Source organism: Rossellomorea sp. KS-H15a (assembly GCF_024195245.1).
GTDB lineage: Bacteria > Bacillota > Bacilli > Bacillales > Bacillaceae_B > Rossellomorea > Rossellomorea vietnamensis.
This window is the reverse complement of sequence record NZ_CP096886.1, coordinates 1622571-1640719: the sequence shown is the minus strand read 5'-3', so window position 1 is coordinate 1640719 and position 18149 is coordinate 1622571. Positions and strand designations below refer to the sequence as shown.

Annotated in this window: 13 protein-coding genes; 4 read left to right on the top strand and 9 right to left on the bottom strand. The window is 45.4% G+C overall.

All coding sequences use genetic code 11. The annotated features are described in order from the left end of the window. Positions 1 to 145: 145 nt before the first annotated feature. Both M1J35_RS08405 and M1J35_RS08400 read right to left on the bottom strand, forming a co-directional pair. Complete coding sequence (locus M1J35_RS08405; protein WP_254653386.1) at positions 146 to 4693, bottom strand: FtsX-like permease family protein; 4548 nt, start codon at positions 4691 to 4693, stop codon at positions 146 to 148. Further along, positions 4690 to 5382 (bottom strand): ABC transporter ATP-binding protein, encoded by a 693-nt coding sequence (locus M1J35_RS08400; protein ID WP_254653385.1) that lies wholly within the window; start codon positions 5380 to 5382, stop codon positions 4690 to 4692. The genes M1J35_RS08405 and M1J35_RS08400 overlap by 4 nt, the downstream gene beginning before the upstream one ends. Before the next feature lie 201 nt (positions 5383 to 5583). Between M1J35_RS08400 and M1J35_RS08395 the strand changes: the two genes are divergently transcribed. Next, positions 5584 to 5940, top strand: a complete 357-nt coding sequence (locus M1J35_RS08395) for a DUF488 domain-containing protein (RefSeq protein ID WP_254653384.1) — start codon at positions 5584 to 5586, stop codon at positions 5938 to 5940. Between the two features lie 66 nt (positions 5941 to 6006). Here M1J35_RS08395 and M1J35_RS08390 read toward each other — a convergent pair whose 3' ends face one another. The 4 genes from M1J35_RS08390 to M1J35_RS08375 form a co-directional block, all read right to left on the bottom strand. Then, positions 6007 to 8232 (bottom strand): sensor domain-containing protein, encoded by a 2226-nt coding sequence (locus M1J35_RS08390; protein WP_254653383.1) that lies wholly within the window; start codon positions 8230 to 8232, stop codon positions 6007 to 6009. A gap of 135 nt (positions 8233 to 8367) precedes the next feature. After that, entirely contained in the window at positions 8368 to 10068 is a 1701-nt protein-coding gene (locus tag M1J35_RS08385; protein ID WP_254653382.1) for a transglutaminase domain-containing protein, read from the bottom strand. 133 nt (positions 10069 to 10201) lie between these two features. After that, positions 10202 to 10708 (bottom strand): GNAT family N-acetyltransferase, encoded by a 507-nt coding sequence (locus M1J35_RS08380; RefSeq protein WP_254653381.1) that lies wholly within the window; start codon positions 10706 to 10708, stop codon positions 10202 to 10204. Positions 10709 to 10825: 117 nt separating this feature from the next. Then, positions 10826 to 11290, bottom strand: a complete 465-nt coding sequence (locus tag M1J35_RS08375; protein ID WP_254653380.1) for a DUF3916 domain-containing protein — start codon at positions 11288 to 11290, stop codon at positions 10826 to 10828. Between the two features lie 194 nt (positions 11291 to 11484). Here M1J35_RS08375 and M1J35_RS08370 point away from each other — a divergent pair, with 194 nt between their 5' ends. The 3 genes from M1J35_RS08370 to M1J35_RS08360 all read left to right on the top strand — a co-directional run bounded on the left by M1J35_RS08370 (position 11485) and on the right by M1J35_RS08360 (position 14668). Continuing rightward, positions 11485 to 11868 carry a GntR family transcriptional regulator gene (locus M1J35_RS08370; protein WP_034762336.1) on the top strand — a complete coding sequence of 128 codons (384 nt, stop codon included), beginning with the start codon at positions 11485 to 11487 and terminating at the stop codon, positions 11866 to 11868. A gap of 3 nt (positions 11869 to 11871) precedes the next feature. Then, on the top strand, positions 11872 to 12975 hold the full coding sequence (locus M1J35_RS08365) for a DUF1648 domain-containing protein (protein ID WP_254653379.1): 1104 nt from the start codon (positions 11872 to 11874) through the stop codon (positions 12973 to 12975). Between the two features lie 274 nt (positions 12976 to 13249). Beyond that, positions 13250 to 14668 carry an alanine/glycine:cation symporter family protein gene (locus M1J35_RS08360; RefSeq protein WP_224520766.1) on the top strand — a complete coding sequence of 473 codons (1419 nt, stop codon included), beginning with the start codon at positions 13250 to 13252 and terminating at the stop codon, positions 14666 to 14668. A 26-nt stretch (positions 14669 to 14694) separates the two neighbouring features. Here M1J35_RS08360 and M1J35_RS08355 read toward each other — a convergent pair whose 3' ends face one another. From M1J35_RS08355 to hflX, 3 genes are all read right to left on the bottom strand, one after another. Continuing rightward, complete coding sequence (locus M1J35_RS08355; RefSeq protein WP_254653378.1) at positions 14695 to 15225, bottom strand: GNAT family N-acetyltransferase; 531 nt, start codon at positions 15223 to 15225, stop codon at positions 14695 to 14697. A 102-nt stretch (positions 15226 to 15327) separates the two neighbouring features. Continuing rightward, the gene (locus tag M1J35_RS08350; RefSeq protein WP_254653377.1) at positions 15328 to 16398 is read right to left on the bottom strand and encodes a PLL family lectin; all 1071 of its coding nucleotides are present in this window, start codon (positions 16396 to 16398) and stop codon (positions 15328 to 15330) included. 110 nt (positions 16399 to 16508) lie between these two features. After that, the gene (gene hflX / locus M1J35_RS08345) at positions 16509 to 17768 is read right to left on the bottom strand and encodes a GTPase HflX (protein WP_224520769.1); all 1260 of its coding nucleotides are present in this window, start codon (positions 17766 to 17768) and stop codon (positions 16509 to 16511) included. Between the last annotated feature and the right edge of the window lie 381 nt (positions 17769 to 18149).

Genomic DNA, 18149 nt, shown 5'->3' with positions numbered 1-18149 from the left:
AAAAACCTCATTTAATTAAGTTTTTTATATAATAACTTAATTTTCATAAGTTGTGAAGAGGAGAATTCAAAAACAGGGACGGACCTCCAACAAATCCCTCAATGAATTCCATGAGAACCGTTTGGAGGTCCGTCCCTCTCACTTTCTATTCAAGCCATCCTGTCAGGAATTCTTTTTGGCTGCCTTCGTAGTATTCTTCGAAGAACTGTGCAAAGGTGTCTGAATCTACATGTTTGAATTGATACTCTTTGTAGTAAGCCGCTAAGAAGTTCAATGCTTCCGTTCTTCCTCCATTACCCTCGAAAAACTCATTCAACAGGAGCGGGCCTTTTCCGTATACAGTTGAAATATAATTCCGTTGAAATTCATTCAACGGGGTATTCAGGAACTTTTCCGGTTTCATAGTATTCAGCACTTGATTCGAAAACGCAAAGGCTTTTCCCTCGTCCTTATATGCATATGCGAGATAGAAGGAGGATAGTAACTCTGCGAGACTTTCATCAAGCCATGCATCCCGATAAGGATTGTTCGCCACTCCCTGGTAGAACCATTGATGGGCAATTTCATGGAACAATGGGTGCTCGTATCCATCAGGATCACCCGATATTTCCACGATATTCGAGTATTCCATGTCCCCATTATTTGCAATGAGATCCAATTCACCGGTCGGATTCTCTCCGATGTTTTCGTGGTAAAAAAGGAAAGAATCTGCTGCTTTTTTGAGCACATCATCCATAATGGAATCTTGTTCTTTTTTCATAAAAGCCCGGATGGCCACGTTTCGATACATCCCGACTTTCACTTTTTCTGTTTTTTGTTCCCATTCATCGGGGTTCAGGAATGCGAGATAGAAATCCCGGATGCTGCTTCCTTCGATTTCCCCTTTATTCACCGGTTCTTCCGACGCATCTTCCCCGGAGCTTGCCACCAGATATTCCTCTGGAGTTTCAAAGGAAACACGATAATTTCCATAGGTTGTATCATAGGATTCGCCTTTCGGATCGAAAGGCTCTATATCCCAACCATCTTGATACGTAGCGAGCATCGGATACCATTGTGCTAGAAAGAAGTCTTCCCCTTTCTGAGACAAACGCAATCCATCTTCCGGAAGTTTCAAGCTGTAGTCGATACTGATCGATTTCGTTTCACCAGGCTGCAGCTTTTCGTCAAGGTCGACAAGGAGCTTATTCCCATTTAAGGTGTACTGGAGATTCTCACCGGTACTGTTTATAGTGTGAATGCTGGTTTCGGCATGACCTTTCACGAAATCCGGTTTATTTTTTTCCGTAAATGCATTCGGAATGAAATAAAACCCAATATCTCGAAACGCTTCTTCTGAATGATTGGTCACCCTGATATCGGTTTCCACACTCCAGTTTTTCTCTTTATCCATTTTTATCTTCATCGTGTAATCCCCTGTTGCACCCGGGGAAACACCGGTTTTCTTCAACGTAAAAGGTTCCCTGCTTTTTCTCAGGTCTTCTCTCGTAAGTTCGGCCACTACATCTTTGGAATGATCAGGAATCCTTCCGCTTATCAGAAAGCGCTCATACTTCTCGGGCACTTCAAACGTTAATAAAGCCGTCACTCTACCTGGAAACTTCAATCTTCCACCACGGTAATTGAGTGCATCCACAATGTCCGTTTTCAAAGGATAATACTTCTTTTCCTTCTCATCCAATAGGAAATAGGCACCTGGTTTGAATGAGAGATTGCTTGAATTGGGATCACTATATTTAATGTCCCAGCTGACAGGTATCGTGATGAGCTGATGTTTCTTTTTTGCCTTTAATTCCGGTGGCGTTTTACTAGGTGACTCAATCAGGATTGTTTGCTGATCAATGTCCAGTTTTTCACCAAGCTCTGCCTGCTTTCCTGCAAGTTCTTTCGCTTTTAAAAATGCGAGGGGAGCATCCTCCTGTGGCTCATCCTCCTCTTTCTTTTCCGGTGCAAAGACCGACGTTGTTTTCCCTTCCGTTCCTTGTTCTTCCAAGGGAGATGCCACTTTGGCGGTTTCCACTTTCTGTACTTCGGGAATTCCCTTCCACACTAAGGTCATGACACCGAGGAGGAGGATGACAGCTGCCCCTGAAAGAATGTATTTGAATTGCTTTTCCACTTTCTTATCGTTGCTGTATCCTCCATTCAGTCCCTGATAAGGAGGAGTATTGGCAGCTTTCCCCGCAGGCAGGACGGCTGCGATGATCCCGGTGACGACCGGGATCGATAGGGCGGCCACATAGATCCACCAAAGGGTGAAAGGGACGCTTCCGTAAACCTTCCAGACTAACGTAAAGGCAAAAAGCAGTCCGACGACACCGGCTAGTGCCCCTGAAAACACCCCTTCCAAAATGACAAGTATCCGGACGGTACCATTTTTCCAGCCAAGAGCTTTAAACACCGATATTTCGGGCTGTCTTTCCGCTACATTCTGCCAGATGATTTCAGCCGTAGTCAGGATGGCGATCGAGAGGGCGATCCCCATTGCCACATAATGCATCGTACTCACTTCCATGGCCACGTACTCCCCTAACCAGGTCGTATACATAACTCCTTTCAATCGAAAGGTGATGAATAAGTAAAAGACAAGAAGACCTGTCGGCAGACCCATGGAAACGACGGATAAAACGGTCCGTTTCCACCTGGACACCATTGAATTGATGGCCATTCCGACCACGGATTCAGACCTTGCCACCCGTTTGTGTTTCATGGAAATTTCCCCTGAACGCATCGCTTCGTATGGTCTGATTTTTTTCACAAGATAGGCGGGAATGAGTGCACCCGCGATATAAATCGTCAGTCCGATCAATCCGATGAGGGCCACTCGAATATAGGATGTTCCCAGTTCGCTTGTCACTGAAAACCATGCCAGTATGAGCCAGCTGATAAAAGATACGACCATACCCAGCAATAGTGCTTCAAGAAGAAGGAGCCTTGAAAGCTGATTCGGACGCCAGCCCAATGAAAGCAAAACGGCAAACTCCTTTTTCCGGGCGTACATCATGATGAGATTGGAGGAAAACACATACACGATCGCCACCAGGATGACGCTCCCCACTACTCCTGACACTCCAAGCTTTGCTTCTTTAAAAATCGTGATGGAAGAACCAATCTTAATCCACGGCTGTTCGATCCAGCCAAAGCCCTTTTCCCCCTGAATGCCCGGGATATGGGTCAAAGCAGGCTGCGGGGAGGACCCTAACGTGATATCCACGATCAATCCCGTTTTCTCTTCGATTTCTTTTGCCATTTTTTGAAGGACTGCTTCACTATCTTCATTGAAGGTGTCAACCCCCTTTACGTTGACACGTATCGCTGAGATGGGTTTGTCCCCCAGAACATGAGCCGCCGCATCCAGTGTCGTCAACATCAAAGGAGGCTTCGTCAGGAAACCATAAGGATTATTTGCAGGCTTCATCGTGACGGGTGGATTGATGGGATCCCCTTTCTCATCTACTACCCAGCTGGCTTTAGAAGGAAAGTACGTTTCAACGGGCAGCTCAGTCAAGGGGTCTTTCGAAATGGTCAGCTTCTGGGCATCAAAGATCCCGATGTAGTCCAGTCGCAACCTCGGCCAGCTTGAGCTATCCTCTCCGAACGACTCAACCGGCCTGTACGCCTGGTCGACTGCCAGAAGAGAATCCTCCGGTAAGTTGTATGGTTCCACTTCATAACTGAATGCCCACCTTTCCCGAAATGGGCTGGTCACCGGTTTGTATTCCACCGGCGACGGCTTGAAGGCCATCCAACTCATACCTCCCAAACCTGATTCGAAACTTGGGTTCATGACGGAATTGACAATTTTTTTGTGCGCTTCCTCTGTCGTGAAACTCCTTTCTTCCACAACACTCCCTGTTTGCTGCTCTAAATATTTCTCCCCGCCATTCTTCTTCACTTTTTCCATCGTTGCACCCTGTTGATCGGGATCGAATGGCATATCGAGCTTTTCCACTGTATAGTGTATTTCCCCATCAACGAATTCACGGTTGCTTAGAATGACCGGTATGGAAATATCGTTCAGGTTGCCTTCCAATGGTATATCCATGACCTCGTCATTCTCTGAAAAATACCGGCTCCCTTTTCCATCCACCATAGCATTGTCCAGTCCGACAAGCTTTGCTTCCTGTTCGGGATCAATCCCTGCAACGAGGACCTGTGTACCGTAAGATAACTCACCTATTGACTCCCCAACCCCATAAGCCCGATCCATCGAATACTGTCCGCCACCCACTGTAAAATAATAGTTCCCGTCGTTAACCTCCGCTTTCACCCCGGTCTGAACCGTTTCTTTTTGATTCAACCGGTAAATTCCCGGCTCTGTTATGTTCAACTCTCCCATTTGAACGTCATTGAATACATACCCCATCACAGAGATGGGTGCTGCAATCTTGACATCGTCCATTCCCTTGATGGTTTCATATTGTTCCAGAGTGATACCTCCGTCGAGTCCACTCAAATAGTTTGGTTCCAATAGATTCATATCTTCCGTGACACTTCTGGAGTCAGGCGGCCTCACAACCATATGATAGGAAGATTTCCACCTTTTCTGCAGTTCATTCACAATCGTTCCGTTATTGGTTTGGGTCATCCCGACGAGATAACTCAGTCCGACACTTAAAAGCAGGACTCCGATGATCAGCAGGATGAACCGCTGCTTGTTGCGCCACCATGTATTCCATATAAAGCGGATCACAGGGCTCCCACCATCCGATCAGATAGAATCCTGCCATCCTTCATTTCAATGATTCGATCCGCTTTCTCAGCAAGTTCCGAGTCATGGGTGACAAAGATGACCCCACAGCCTTTTTCCTTATTGAGTGATTTTATAATTTGAAAGATGAGCTCCCCTGTTTCCGTATCCAGGTTGCCTGTCGGTTCATCGGCCAATAGCCACTTAGGCTCATGTACCAAAGCCCGTGCAATCGCGACCCTCTGCTGCTGTCCGCCAGACAGTTGTGAAGGAAGGGAATCCAGCTTATCACCAAGCCCTATGGATTCCAGCAATTCTTTCGCCCGCTGTTTTTTATCATACGGAACTTTCCTTGAGAAAAGGGGGGCCATCACATTCTCCATTGCTGTCATCGTAGGGATCAAATGGAATTGTTGAAAGATGAAACCGATGTTCTCAAACCTGAAGTCAGCCATCTCGCGCTGACTGAATTCTGTTACTTTCTTCGACTCAAATAAGATATTTCCACCTGTCGGACGGTCCAACGTCCCAATCACACTCAATAGCGTTGACTTTCCCGAACCGGATGACCCTACCACAGAAACAAATTCCCCTTGTTGAAATTCAGCCGTTACATTCAATAAAGCATGCGTCTCAACGCCTTCACCTTTATATACCTTAGATACCCCATCAACCTTGACCCCATTCACCATCCAAAAGCCCCCTTATTTTTGAATTTTTTAACAATTATAACAGAAATACTACAAACACATGACAAATATTTGAAAACATATGAGGGACGGACCTTGTTGTTTGGATGATGAGGCTATGTGCAGGGATGAGTATGACCAGATTTCTAAACGTTGCTTCCAGCCCCCTTCCCCTTTATCCTGATAATAGAAGGAGGGTTTACAATGTCTATCATTTTGAAACGAATCTATGATGAACCTCCCCGGTTAGGAGGTCACCGAATCCTGATCGACCGTGTCTGGCCCCGTGGAATATCAAAAGAAGATGCAGACCTTGAGGAGTGGATGAAAGAGATTACACCCAGTCCCTCTTTACGGAAGTGGTTTAACCACGACCCCGAAAAGTTCGAGAAGTTCAAACAAGCCTATAAAGACGAACTCCATCATGATGAAGAAAAACAAAAAATATTGCGGAAACTGAAGGAAATGTCAGAGAACGAACGCGTAGTCCTTCTCTACGGAGCAAAAGATGAGAAGCACAACCATGCCGTCGTGCTTAAAGAAGTTCTGGAGGATATGTAAGAGGGACCGACCTCCTATAAGCATACACCCCTTGGGTTCATTGCTTATGGGAGGTCCGTCCCTCACTTACGTCATATTAGCTTGAGTCGTTCTCGTCTCCAGGAAAGATAATCTCAACTCAGACGCAGGCAATGGCCTGCTGAAGTGATATCCTTGTCCTACCTGGCATCCATTCCTTTTCAGGAACAACATTTGATTTTCCGTTTCAATGCCTTCTGCGATGGTGGTGAAATTCATGTTTTGGCTCATATCGATGATGGCTTTGACAATGGATACCTGGTTGGAATCTTCCATAATATCATCTACAAACGATTTATCGATTTTAATACTATCGATTGGTAAGTGCCTTAAATTACTCAATGACGAGTAACCCGTCCCAAAGTCATCCATGGAGATCATGACGCCCACTTTTTTTAACAGATTGAGGACATTCGTCGATATTTCAAAGTCCTGCATAATGCTCTCTGTTATTTCCAGCTCAAGTCGGTCCGGCTTAAACTCATATTCTGCTAAAATTCCTTTTACCATTTCAACAAATCCGCCATCCTTCATCTGCCTGACGGAAATATTGACTGCAACAGGAATAATGCCCATCCCGGTCTCTTCCCACTCTTTGCTCTGTTTACACGCCTCTCTTAAAACCCACTCCCCGATTGGAACGATCAACCCGGTCTCTTCTGCCAGGGGAATGAATTCAGCCGGGGAAACCATCCCCAATGTAGGATGATGCCAACGTATCAAGGCTTCCACTCCAATTATGTTACGGGTAGCAAGGTCCACCTTGGGCTGATAATGAAGGCACAATTGGTCGAATTCCAATACTTTTCGTAATCCATTTTCAATCTCCATATTCCTTGAAGATGCTTTTTCAAGTTCCGGGTAATAGAATTGATAATTGTTCTTCCCTTGTTCCTTGGCTAAATACATGGCTGTGTCGGCATGTTTAATCAAACTCTCCTGATCTTTCCCATCCATTGGATACATACTGATTCCGATACTCGGGGTGACAAAGAATTCCTGTTCCTGAATGAAGATCGGCCTGATGAAACTTTGTAAAATTTCTTTCGTCGTTGCTGCAACCTCTCCTTCACTCATATTGGAGAGGATAATAATAAATTCATCTCCACCTTGTCTAAACACAATCCCCTTGTCGCTTACCACCTTTTTCAAGCGAAAGGCGACTTTCCCCAAGATAGCGTCTCCAGTAGTATGTCCTTTTGTATCATTAATGACTTTAAAGCGATCCAAATCTAAAAATAATATTGCCATCGGTTGATCAGGATGGTCACGCAATGATCCGCTTAAATGTTGTTTGAATTTATTCCGATTCGGAAGGCCAGTCAGTGAATCATAATAGGCCATCGCATGGATCGTCTTTTCCGCTTTCTTCCGATTGGTGATATCCCGGCCGATCAATTGAATAGCCATCCTTCCCCCATATAAAATGGGCATGGCGGAAATCTCCAACTCTATCTCATCACCGTTAAGGCGGTAAACGGTCAGTTCAAAACGTTCACCTGAAGTAGAACCATTGGTACCTTCCCTGATCATCCTGATATTCTCATCACTGGTAAATCGGGAAACATGTTGGTTTAGGATATCAGCCGGGCTCTCTGCACCGATCAGCCTGCTTCCCGCTTCATTGATATAATCAAAGGTTTGGTTACTGATCACTGCAATGATATCAGGTGACAAGTCGACTAAACTGCGATATTGATCTTCGCTCTCCTTGCGGTTGGTGATATCAAACAGCACACTGGTAAAAGAAGTCATTTCCCCGTGTTCATCCAAGGTCGGGATGCCCCGGTCCTGTATCCAGCGAACCTGTCCATCCGGCCTAATGATCCGGTAAATGCTCACACATGCCTGACCGGAACCAAGATTCTTCGCTCTCTCTTCCAATACTGGCATGTCTTCAGGATAAATCACTTTTTTCCACAGAAGTGTATCCTGATAGAAGTCATTTAATGGATATCCGTACAAATTTTCAATTCCAGGGGTGATCAAGAGAACATCTGATTTTAAATCATGGGACCAAATGGCCACATCCAACGTATCAAAAATATTGTTTAAATTCTTATTGCTATTGGATAATTCCCTGGAAGCACTCCAATTGCCCCTAAAAAGGATGAACAATAGAGCAAGCATACAGAACACTAAACCTGTGTGAAGGAATAGTGACCCTTCCCATTTCGTTTGATCGTTTGTCTTCCATGAAAAATCGAGGATTTCCAAGAAGATCATGGTAATAAAAAGGATGAGGACTGTTTTCTTATTTTGTGTCAATAACATTCATTACGCTCCTGAATATAAGAATTTCTTCTTATCCAAGTGTACTATTTATGGCTTTCATTCACAATACAGCTAAAAATTTCCTGTCACAATCAAAAAGAACCAGCTCTCCTAAAGAGAGCCGGCTCAAACTTTCTAATACGATACACCCGTCCGTGTGTGCGTCTTCTTAAATTCACTCATATCCGGGTCGAAATAATCTTCATTGAATGCAGGGACGAACTTACCGTCCTTCAAGTAACCGGATCCCCATGTCGGATCCAGGGTCACCCATTCCCCGTCAAGATTCGCCTCCACCCACGCATGCCTTCCCGGGAAAATACCGCCAGCCCTGCCTTCCACGAATCTCGCCTCAATATCGCTGGCACGAAGCATGGCAATCGCGAGATACGCATAATCCTGGCACACGCCGGTTTTGGATCCCAGTGTTTTCAACGCACTGTCATCCCAGTTGAAATCATCATTTTCATACTTTTTAACATCATATGAAACATTCTTTGCGACATAATCATAGATGGCTTTTGCCTTGTCCCTGTCACTTGATTTTCCTGAAGTGACGGTTTCTGCCTGCTTCTTGATTTCAGGGGAATCAGACTGAACACCGCGTGAAGGCAGGAGATCCCGCTTGTCTTCACCTGTGGATTCCACTTCAAACTTCGCAAAGCCGAAAAACCTGAAGTAATCACTGTTCTCTTCCTTGATTTCAGGCACACTGAGGGTCACTTCATACGTTCCCGGTCCAAAGCGCAGGTAAAACGAATCATCAAAAGTGAAATCTTCAACAGGGATGACATCCAATGCTTCGTCCTCCCCTTTTTTGGTCGTGATATAAATATGCGACGTTTCCGGGCCGAATTCTGCTTTCGGATCGATGCTTCCCTTAACTCTGTATTGGCCATCCGACTCCTCTCCCCCAAATTGAGGAGATTCTAGGTCCACGCCCCGCTCACGATACGTATCCGCATACTCAATGGGGCTCATCACCCGGTCGGACTCGTTATCTATAAGAAGAGTGGTCGCCGTCTGGTAGTAATTTTCACGGTCTCCATCCGGAACCAGCACTTCAAGCTCGTGCACCCCTTTTCCGTAAAACAAGGGAACATCATAGTTAAATGACCCATCCTTCACGGGGATGACATGCTTCCAATGATCTGAATCCTTCTTTAGTCTGAGCATGATCGTATCATTATCCGAAAGACTGGCAGCCTCTCCTTTTAAAGAAAAGACTTGATTGCCTTTGACATAGCTGGAATTCGTACTTAATGACAGTTCCGCATCCTGACCAAATGGTGTCATTGTCACATCCCTCTTGATCTCAGGATTCACATTATGGACGGTAAAAGATGCCGTATCATAGTAGTAATTTTCACGGTCCTTGCTCGGGAGCTGCACAGAAACGCTATACTCACCTTCCCCGTTAAAAAAATGGATATCCTGTTTGAACTTGCCGTCTTCGATCATTGTGTAATATTCGAGCTGCCTTCCTCCTGGCCCTTCTTCATTCGCCCTGACCTTAATCCAGGCAAAGTCCGATTTCAGATCTTTATACTTTTCAATTTCCCCCTTCACGCTCACCTTTCCATTTGCAGCGAATTCTTTATATACCGGCTCATCGATTGTGACGCCGATCTCCTCGCTATAGGATGTGAGTTTCAGAGGCTCCTCTTCTCCTATTTCATCATTCATTTTCTTTACTTCTTTTTCATACGGATCTTCTTCCCTTTTATCGTCTTTCTTTCCCTCGCTGCTGGCATTCGAGTCACTGCATGCCGTCACAAACAGGAAACTGCTCAACAAACACAGAACTAAAATCAAAAAAGAACGTTTCTCCCTCATGTCTTCCTCCTCTAAACTTCTTCGCTATCTACACATACGAACCAGAAAGCTATTAGTTTCTGATTCTATTTTACTATTCATTTGAGGGACGGACCTCTACTACTGATTTGTTTTAAGGTCCCCTCTTCCATTTCTAAATGTGCTTATAATAAATGATGGTCGGCTCTAGTTCCCCGTAAGGCGAGGTGGCGTAATCCGGTATGCGTCCTCCCTTTACGAACCCTAGGGAGGTGTACAAATGATTTGAAGGAGCTCCTTCTACTGTATCGAGAATGAGCAAGGTCCGTCCCTCTTCTTTTGCTCTTTTCTCTGCGGATTGCATGAGTTTTTTGGCGATGCCTTTTTGGCGGAACGCGGGGTGAACCATCATTTTGGCGATTTCGGCTCTGTGAGTACCGTTTTGTTTGGTGCAAAGATGAAGTTGCACAGTTCCTGCAATGACTTCATCCACCCAGGCTATATAAAGGATCACATGGGGACGCAGCGCATCACCCCAGAACTCCACTGCAGTAGAATGTTCCATGGGGGATAAAAAACCTATGGACGCCCCGTCGTCCACGACTGTCCTTAATAGGTGGGAAAGCTCAACTATATGCTCTTCTATGGTTGTCAGTTCTTTCATTTCCAGGTCTTTCTTCATCGTGGACACCTTCCCTTGCGAATCTATTATTATCTTTATTAAAGATTACAAATTTCATTTCAGCAACATACCTGTTAAATTTCATAACAAGCTGGAACCTTTAAACTACTATACTATTTATGTAAATTCCCCAAAAAACCAAAGTTCCCTCTCCCTACAGCCTATATCTTCGTCCATGATTTCCTCCAAATAACATACGGCCTCTAGACTCCTTGGAATCTTAATCCCCCACCTTTTCAATAACTTCCCATTCATTACCTGAGGTATCCATTTCTGATCCACGAAGTTCCGTTCAAAAAAAGCCTTGAAGGCATCTTCTTGGTTAAAAACGATGATGTGGGAGTTCCATAAATCTGAAAGATCAATCATGACAATGACCCTCGTATGCATTTCTTTCTCGGTTTTTAATTTGGACAAACGTCCAGCTCTATCAAGCAATATTTGTACGCACAAGCGTTTAATTTTAAAAGGGGTTTTGCCGGAAGAAATAAAATCCCTGCCAGCCGGCAAAGGTAAATGCCAGTATCCATGTATGAATTGAGTAGGAAAACATTTCGTTGCAACTACAATCCTCTTAACCATGGAATCCGTCCTTCTTTTCAACCCGCGAATTTTTTTATTTCTCACCTGTTCTTCTCCTCCATCATTTCTATAATCAAGTATAACGAGTAATCACCCAACCTTCTAACTTTTTTTGGAATTTCCACACTCTTGTTATACACATACTAGAACAATTCTGTTATACTTAACATATAACAAAACTAGGAGGTGACGCTTTGTTTATCCAAATTGAACCTCAATCGGATACACCGATTTATGCACAGGTAACAAACGGGATCATGGAAGGGATTGTCAGAGGTGAATTGATTCCAGGAGATATCCTTCCTTCTGTACGGAGTCTTGCCGGTGACCTTGGTGTGAACATGCATACCGTGAATAAAAGCTATCATGAATTGGAAAGCAAAGGAGTGATCCGGATTGTTCCGAAGTCGGGTGCAGTCATTTGTTCACCTTCCGAGGGAACGATTCCTCCGCAAAGGTTGAATCAGATTTCAGAAGAATTACGGCCGATCTTAGTCGAATCACTGGTCGCCGGCATGAACGAAGAAGAAATTACAGAATTAGTCGCATCGATCATTTCAAACGTTAAGGGGGATTAAAAAATGGAAATGACTCTTATTTTCGTCACGATAGGCTTTCTGGCAGCACTTCAAATGGCGGTTCCTTTCATTGTGAAGCGAACGGTGGTGTTCGGTGTAACCATACCTGTTGATGAGATAAAGAATACACAACTTCGTCATTATAAAAAACTTTATGCCATCCTGACATTGTTCGTCTCAATCATCGTGTTGGCCACCTATTTCATCTGGTCATCAATGAACACCCTCACTGAAAATGTACTGATATTTGCTGGATTGTTTATGCCCTTTGTCATCTTATTAATCTCGATGGCTCTTTATTTTTATTTTCATATGAAAGTGACGCAATTGAAAAAGCAAGAGCAGTGGTTCAAGGACCGAAAACAGGTTCGCGTTTCTGAATTGAACCTCAGAACAAAGGATGAAATGCTCCCATGGATCGTGTATGTCATTCCCATGGTCATCACAATCGGGTTAGTGGTGTTTACTTTATTAAATTACGCAAACCTCCCGGACCAGATTCCTACCCACTGGGGAGCGGATGGTAAGCCCGATGCTTTCACCGGTAAAACGTATCTTTCCGCTCTGACACTTCCTCTCGTGCTACTGGTGATGAATGCCATGTTCCTCGGGATCAATGAACTCACAAGAAATTCCGGCATCAAGCTGAGCGCCGGGAATGTCAAGGCATCCCGCGTCCGTCAGCTACGCCTTCGAAAGTACACGAGCTGGCTATTGTTCTTCATTTCCATCCTGGTGTCCATGCTGTTTACGTTCCTGCAGTTCACCACTCTGTACGAAAACAGCGTCAGTGACCTTTTGATCATCACGATGCCACTTGCATTCTCTGCACTTGTCCTGGTCGGGACAGTCATACTCGCCATTAAAGTGGGGAAAAAGGATTCAGACCTGGATGTTGAAATCATCGATGAAAGCCCCGGTGATGTGATCAACGCTGACGACGATCAATACTGGAAAGGCGGCCTCATCTACTTCAATCCCGAAGACCCTTCCATCTTTGTCGAAAAACGCTTCGGAGTGGGCTGGACCCTGAACTTCGCCAGACCCCTGGGATACATCGTCCTCATCGGACCACTACTCCTCATACTGATCGTGACGCTCCTATGACGTAGAGGGACGGACCTCAAAAATCAGGCCAGGACGTGACGCAAACGTCCTGCTGATTTGAGCTCCGTCCCTTTCTTTATGCGGTTTCCACGATTTGTATTCCTGTCGGACACTTCCATTATTCACCCGAAACCGAGGTCCGTCCCTACTAAAAAAGGCTCAATCTCTGGAAATTCGACAATTATTATGGACAGATTGTTCGGAATACTATATAAATAGTAGATGGAAACTCACAAAGAAAACGTTTACAACACGAGATGACAAGGAGGATTCTATGTTAGATGTGCTAGACAAGATTAATTCATTTTTATGGGGGACACCAAGTTTAGTGCTATTATTCGGGACAGGTCTTTTCCTGACATTTATGCTGAAAGGCCTTCAGTTCCGCAAACTGATGTATGCTTTTAAACTGGCTTTTACGAAGGAAAAACCTTCTGCATCCTCTGATCAATCTGAAGGGGATATCAGTAACTTTAAAACGCTAATGACGGCTTTATCCGCAACGATCGGAAACGGGAACATTGCCGGAGTGGCAACGGCCCTCACCATTGGGGGACCCGGGGCGATCTTCTGGATGTGGATCGTCGGCCTCCTTGGGATGGCAACGAAATACGCAGAAGCCCTGCTTGCCATGAAATACCGTGTGAAAAATAAAAATGGGGAATACTCAGGCGGTCCTATGTATTACGTAGAAAAAGGCCTAGGCAGCAAGTGGAAGTGGCTGGCCGTCGCATTCGCGTTGTTCGGTGCTTTCGCCGCTCTCGGAATCGGGAACAGCGTACAGTCGAATACGATTGCTGACGTCATGGACACAAGCTTTCACATTAACAATCTGACAACGGGTATCATTCTCGCCGTCCTCACAGGATTAATCATCTTTGGAGGGATTCAGCGGATCAGTACCGTCGCTTCCTTCTTTGTTCCGGTCATGGCGTTCCTGTACATCGGAGGTTCCCTTCTGATTATCGCCTTAAATTATGACATGATCATTCCAGCGTTTAAAATGATCTTCTTCTACGCTTTCAATCCTGTGGCAGCTGCTGGTGGATTTACAGGGATCATTATTTCAGAAGCGATTCGCAGCGGGGTATCAAGAGGAATCTTCTCAAACGAAGCAGGTCTTGGTACGGCAGCACTGATTGCCGGTAATGCGAAAACGGATCATCCGGTCAAGCAGGCTCTTGTCGCCATGACAGGAACATTCATCGTCACGATTGTCGTGTGTACGATGACCGGTCTCGTTCTCTTGATCACAGGTTTCTGGGATCCGACAGGCGGAGCGATATCAGGTGTCGAGCACGCACCAAGCCTTGATGGAGGGGCATTGACGAGCGCCGCGTTTGGACATGCTCTTGGTGTAGTCGGAGAGTATATTGTATCCTTCTCCGTCATCTTCTTTGGATTCTCCACGATTGTCGGATGGTATATGTACGGAGAGAAATGCTTCGAATATATCACGAATTACCGCTTTGCCAATTCCTACAGGCTTATTTACATTTTTGCCACCGGACTTGGTGCAGTCGCGAATCTAGACCTGGTTTGGGCCTTTGCCGACATGTCCAATGCCTTGATGATGATTCCGAACCTGATTGCCTTACTATTACTCTATAAAGTCATCGTTTCGGAGACAAATCATTATTTCAACGAATACATGCCGATGATGGAAGCTCAGCCTAAAAGAAAAGCCAGTTAAACTAAAAACCCGTTGTGATAACGTCATCACAACGGTTTTTTCATTAGTGGAACTTCATATTTACAATGGCGGCCATGGATATTGATGACTTCCTTTAACGGATACCGTTTTTGGTAATAGCGGTTCAGCCCCTCATTGTCTGCGATGCAATCGAAGCGGATGCTTTTTTTACCGGACGCTCTCATAGCATTTTCAGCCCAATCCAAAAGGCTTGTCCCAACCCCTTTTCCCGCAAAATTTCTGTGAACCGCCAATCTATGTAAGTATGCAACATCTTCCCCTGCTGCCTTTCCCCAAATATCCATATCCCACTCATTCGGTGCCGATTCAAGTGTCAGGGTGCCAATCGCCTTTCCATCCTGTTCTACGATATAGGTGGAGTCATTTTCAATGGAAGCCATGACTTCTTCTTTGTTTCCTTCAAGATCAGTCAGGTAATAATCCCACTGCGTCGTTCCTTTAGAACGTAACCATCCTGCTGCATTCACCAATAACTCCAACACTTCTTCAAAATCTTCCTTTTTCGCTAGTCTGATATCTAGAATCTCTTCTACCATGGTAAACCGCTCCCTTCCTTGTTTTACCAAATCATAACATAGTCTTAATTTCCAGGCATAAAAAAAACCATCCCTCTTCACACATAGGGATGGTTCCATTCATCAGGCATACCACTTATGCCACATATGGTCATTTCTTCCTCTGGCAAAGGCGTCCACCCGGTTTGGTCCCCAGGAAACGACTCCCGGTGATGAACGTACGCCTCCACGCGGTGCACCAAGATCCTCCCAGTTGCTCCAACGGGAACCGTTCCACCATTTGTGCCACATAGTGTTGTTGTCTCCACGGACGAAGGTGTCGATTCGATTGGTTGCCCATGAAGAGGCTGCCGGAGCCCCTTCGAATCCACGAGGAGGCGATCCGAGATCTTCCCAATTACTCCATCTTGAACCGTTCCACCACTTATGCCACATCCGGTCATTGTTTCCACGTATAAAGCAATCGATCCGATTTGGTCCCCAGGATACGGCACCCGGTGAATCCCTCAGGCCGCCCCTTGGTGCGCCAAGGTTCTCCCATTGACTCCAGTTCCGTCCGTCCCACCATTTATGCCAAAGATTATTGTCGTATCCTTGGACGAACACATCCAGCCGATTGGCTGACCAGGATGACACTGCCGGATCTCCCTTGAAGCCACGTGGAGGCCCTCCAAGGTCTTCCCATTCACTCCAGCTTCTGCCGTCCCACCATTTGTGAAAAAGGATATCTCGGTTCCCTCTGACAAAGGTATCGATCCGATTCGGCCCCCATGATACAGCAGCAGGCGAACTCTTCAGCCCTCTTCTCGGGGCTCCGAGGTCTTCCCAATTACTCCATCGCGAACCGTCCCACCATTTATGATACATTCTGTCGTTTTCACTTCTGACAAACGTATCCAGCCGGTTGGCCTGCCAGGATGCAACGGCAGGTGAACCCTTCATCCCACGCGGCGGTGCACCAAGATCCTCCCATTCCCTCCAATTGGCCCGGGAGTCAAATGGATCCGTGGTGTAGACAGGCTCTTGGATATATCCCTGATAAGGGTGATTCTGCGGATAGTAATCATACTGTGGAATGTATTGCGGATAAGTATGTGGTAAGAACATATCTTCATAATCGTTTCTCACTTCTGCTCCAAACGGGTAACACTCATACGCTGTTGGATAAACCGGATAGCGTCGTTGAAAAAACATACTGCATCCCTCCTAAAGCTTACTGTATGCAGAAGCCCAGATATTGGAGTATGTCCATCTCCCCTCAAAAAAAGAACCCTCACACCACAGGTGGTGAAGGTTCATATCACTCAGATGATATATTCTTTAAATCTCTCAGCATCACTCGTCTTGCATTCCAGGGTCAGCTTCGTTCCATTTTCTTCATATTCCGTTTCTAACACAGTGGCATTCTCATTAAAATACGATATCAATTGCCCCTTATCAAACGGAATCAACATCTGACACCGTTTATAGTCTTTAAAAATATAGCTTTTTACGACTTGAAGGAGCTCGTCGATCCCGATTCGATTTTTCGCGGAAAAATAGATGCGGTCCTTCTCTACTCTCGGCACTTCCTCATCAACCAATTCAGCCTTGTTGAATGCATAAATGATTGGAATGTCGCCGGTCCCAAGTTCATCAAGGGTTTGATCCGTCACCTTCATCAATTTCTCGTAATGAGGATCTGAATAATCCACCACATGAACAATGAGATCCGCTTCGACCACCTCTTCAAGGGTGGAACGGAATGCCTTGACCAGCTGATGGGGGAGTTTGTTTACGAACCCTACCGTATCTGTCAGAAGAAATTCCTTTTTGTCCGGTAAGGTGATGTTTCTGACCGATGTTTCCAGGGTCGCAAATAACATATCCTTCTCGAATACCTGCTTGTTCTCATTCGGATGGAAGGTTTCGACAAATGCATTCATGGTCGTCGATTTACCCGCATTCGTGTACCCGACCAGGGAAACGACGGGGATTTCACTCTTTTTACGCTGTTTCCGCTGCGTGGTTCTCAGGTCGACCAGTGAATCCAGTTCTTTATTCAAGGCCGTTATTTTTTCTTCGATCCGGCGGCGGTCAAGCTCTAGCTTCGTTTCACCGGCTCCACGGTTGGCAAGTCCCGACCCGCCACCTTGACGGCCCAGTGATTCCCTGCGTCCAACCAGACGGGGAAGCATGTATTGCAGCTGTGCCACCTCGACTTGCAACTGAGCTTCACGGGTTTTCGCCCGTTCTGCAAAGATATCGAGAATCAGCATCGTTCTGTCCATCACCCGGACATCAAGCTTTTCTTCGAGGACCCGGATCTGAGAAGGCGCAAGTTCATCGTTTGTAATCAGAACATCCGCTTCCCACTCTTCTATGAGCGGCAGCAGTTCGTCAATCTTCCCTTTTCCGATATAATGCACATGATTCGGCCGGGGCAGGTTCTGAGTCAGTTCCCCCACGACATCGATTTGCCTGGCATCGGCCAATCCTTTCAACTCTAACATCGAATACTCAAAGTCATTGTTTTTATCCTTCGTATTAACGCCTATGGCGATCGCTTTTAATCTTTCTTCCATTACATAGTCACTTCCTGTTTGTTTATTTTGGTCATATGGTGCAGAAAAAAACACAGGCCTCCGCCTGTGCTTTTTGTAAATGGATTTGAATATACCAATGGCGCAAGAAGAAGACCGCATTTTCCCCCTGCATGTTTTTCAATAAAAAAACACACTATAGCGCCTCTCGGTACGTATTCAATTCTATTTTTAAGAGAGTGCCATGCGCACTCCCTTCACCTTCATTTCACGTTAAATGAAGAATTCCTTTAAAAATAGTCAGACCAATCCCATTTACCCTGCACACAGGCAGAGCCTTTGAACATATTCAATTAAGCGTTCAAATTGCGGATACGTAGTCTGATCAAAATCAAAAGGAAAACCTCCATTTCTCATAAGTTA

Bases quoted from the DNA above. Each gene is read 5' to 3' on its own strand.
- M1J35_RS08395 (WP_254653384.1), top strand. From the start codon at position 5,584: ATGTCTATCATTTTGAAACGAATCTATGATGAACCTCCCCGGTTAGGA.
- M1J35_RS08360 (WP_224520766.1), top strand. From the start codon at position 13,250: ATGTTAGATGTGCTAGACAAGATTAATTCATTTTTATGGGGGACACCA.
- M1J35_RS08400 (WP_254653385.1), bottom strand. From the start codon at position 5,382: ATGGTGAATGGGGTCAAGGTTGATGGGGTATCTAAGGTATATAAAGGT.
- M1J35_RS08385 (WP_254653382.1), bottom strand. From the start codon at position 10,068: ATGAGGGAGAAACGTTCTTTTTTGATTTTAGTTCTGTGTTTGTTGAGC.
- hflX (WP_224520769.1), bottom strand. From the start codon at position 17,768: ATGGAAGAAAGATTAAAAGCGATCGCCATAGGCGTTAATACGAAGGAT.
- M1J35_RS08350 (WP_254653377.1), bottom strand. From the start codon at position 16,398: ATGTTTTTTCAACGACGCTATCCGGTTTATCCAACAGCGTATGAGTGT.
- M1J35_RS08390 (WP_254653383.1), bottom strand. From the start codon at position 8,232: ATGTTATTGACACAAAATAAGAAAACAGTCCTCATCCTTTTTATTACC.
- M1J35_RS08355 (WP_254653378.1), bottom strand. From the start codon at position 15,225: ATGGTAGAAGAGATTCTAGATATCAGACTAGCGAAAAAGGAAGATTTT.
- M1J35_RS08380 (WP_254653381.1), bottom strand. From the start codon at position 10,708: ATGAAGAAAGACCTGGAAATGAAAGAACTGACAACCATAGAAGAGCAT.
- M1J35_RS08365 (WP_254653379.1), top strand. From the start codon at position 11,872: ATGGAAATGACTCTTATTTTCGTCACGATAGGCTTTCTGGCAGCACTT.
- M1J35_RS08375 (WP_254653380.1), bottom strand. From the start codon at position 11,290: ATGGTTAAGAGGATTGTAGTTGCAACGAAATGTTTTCCTACTCAATTC.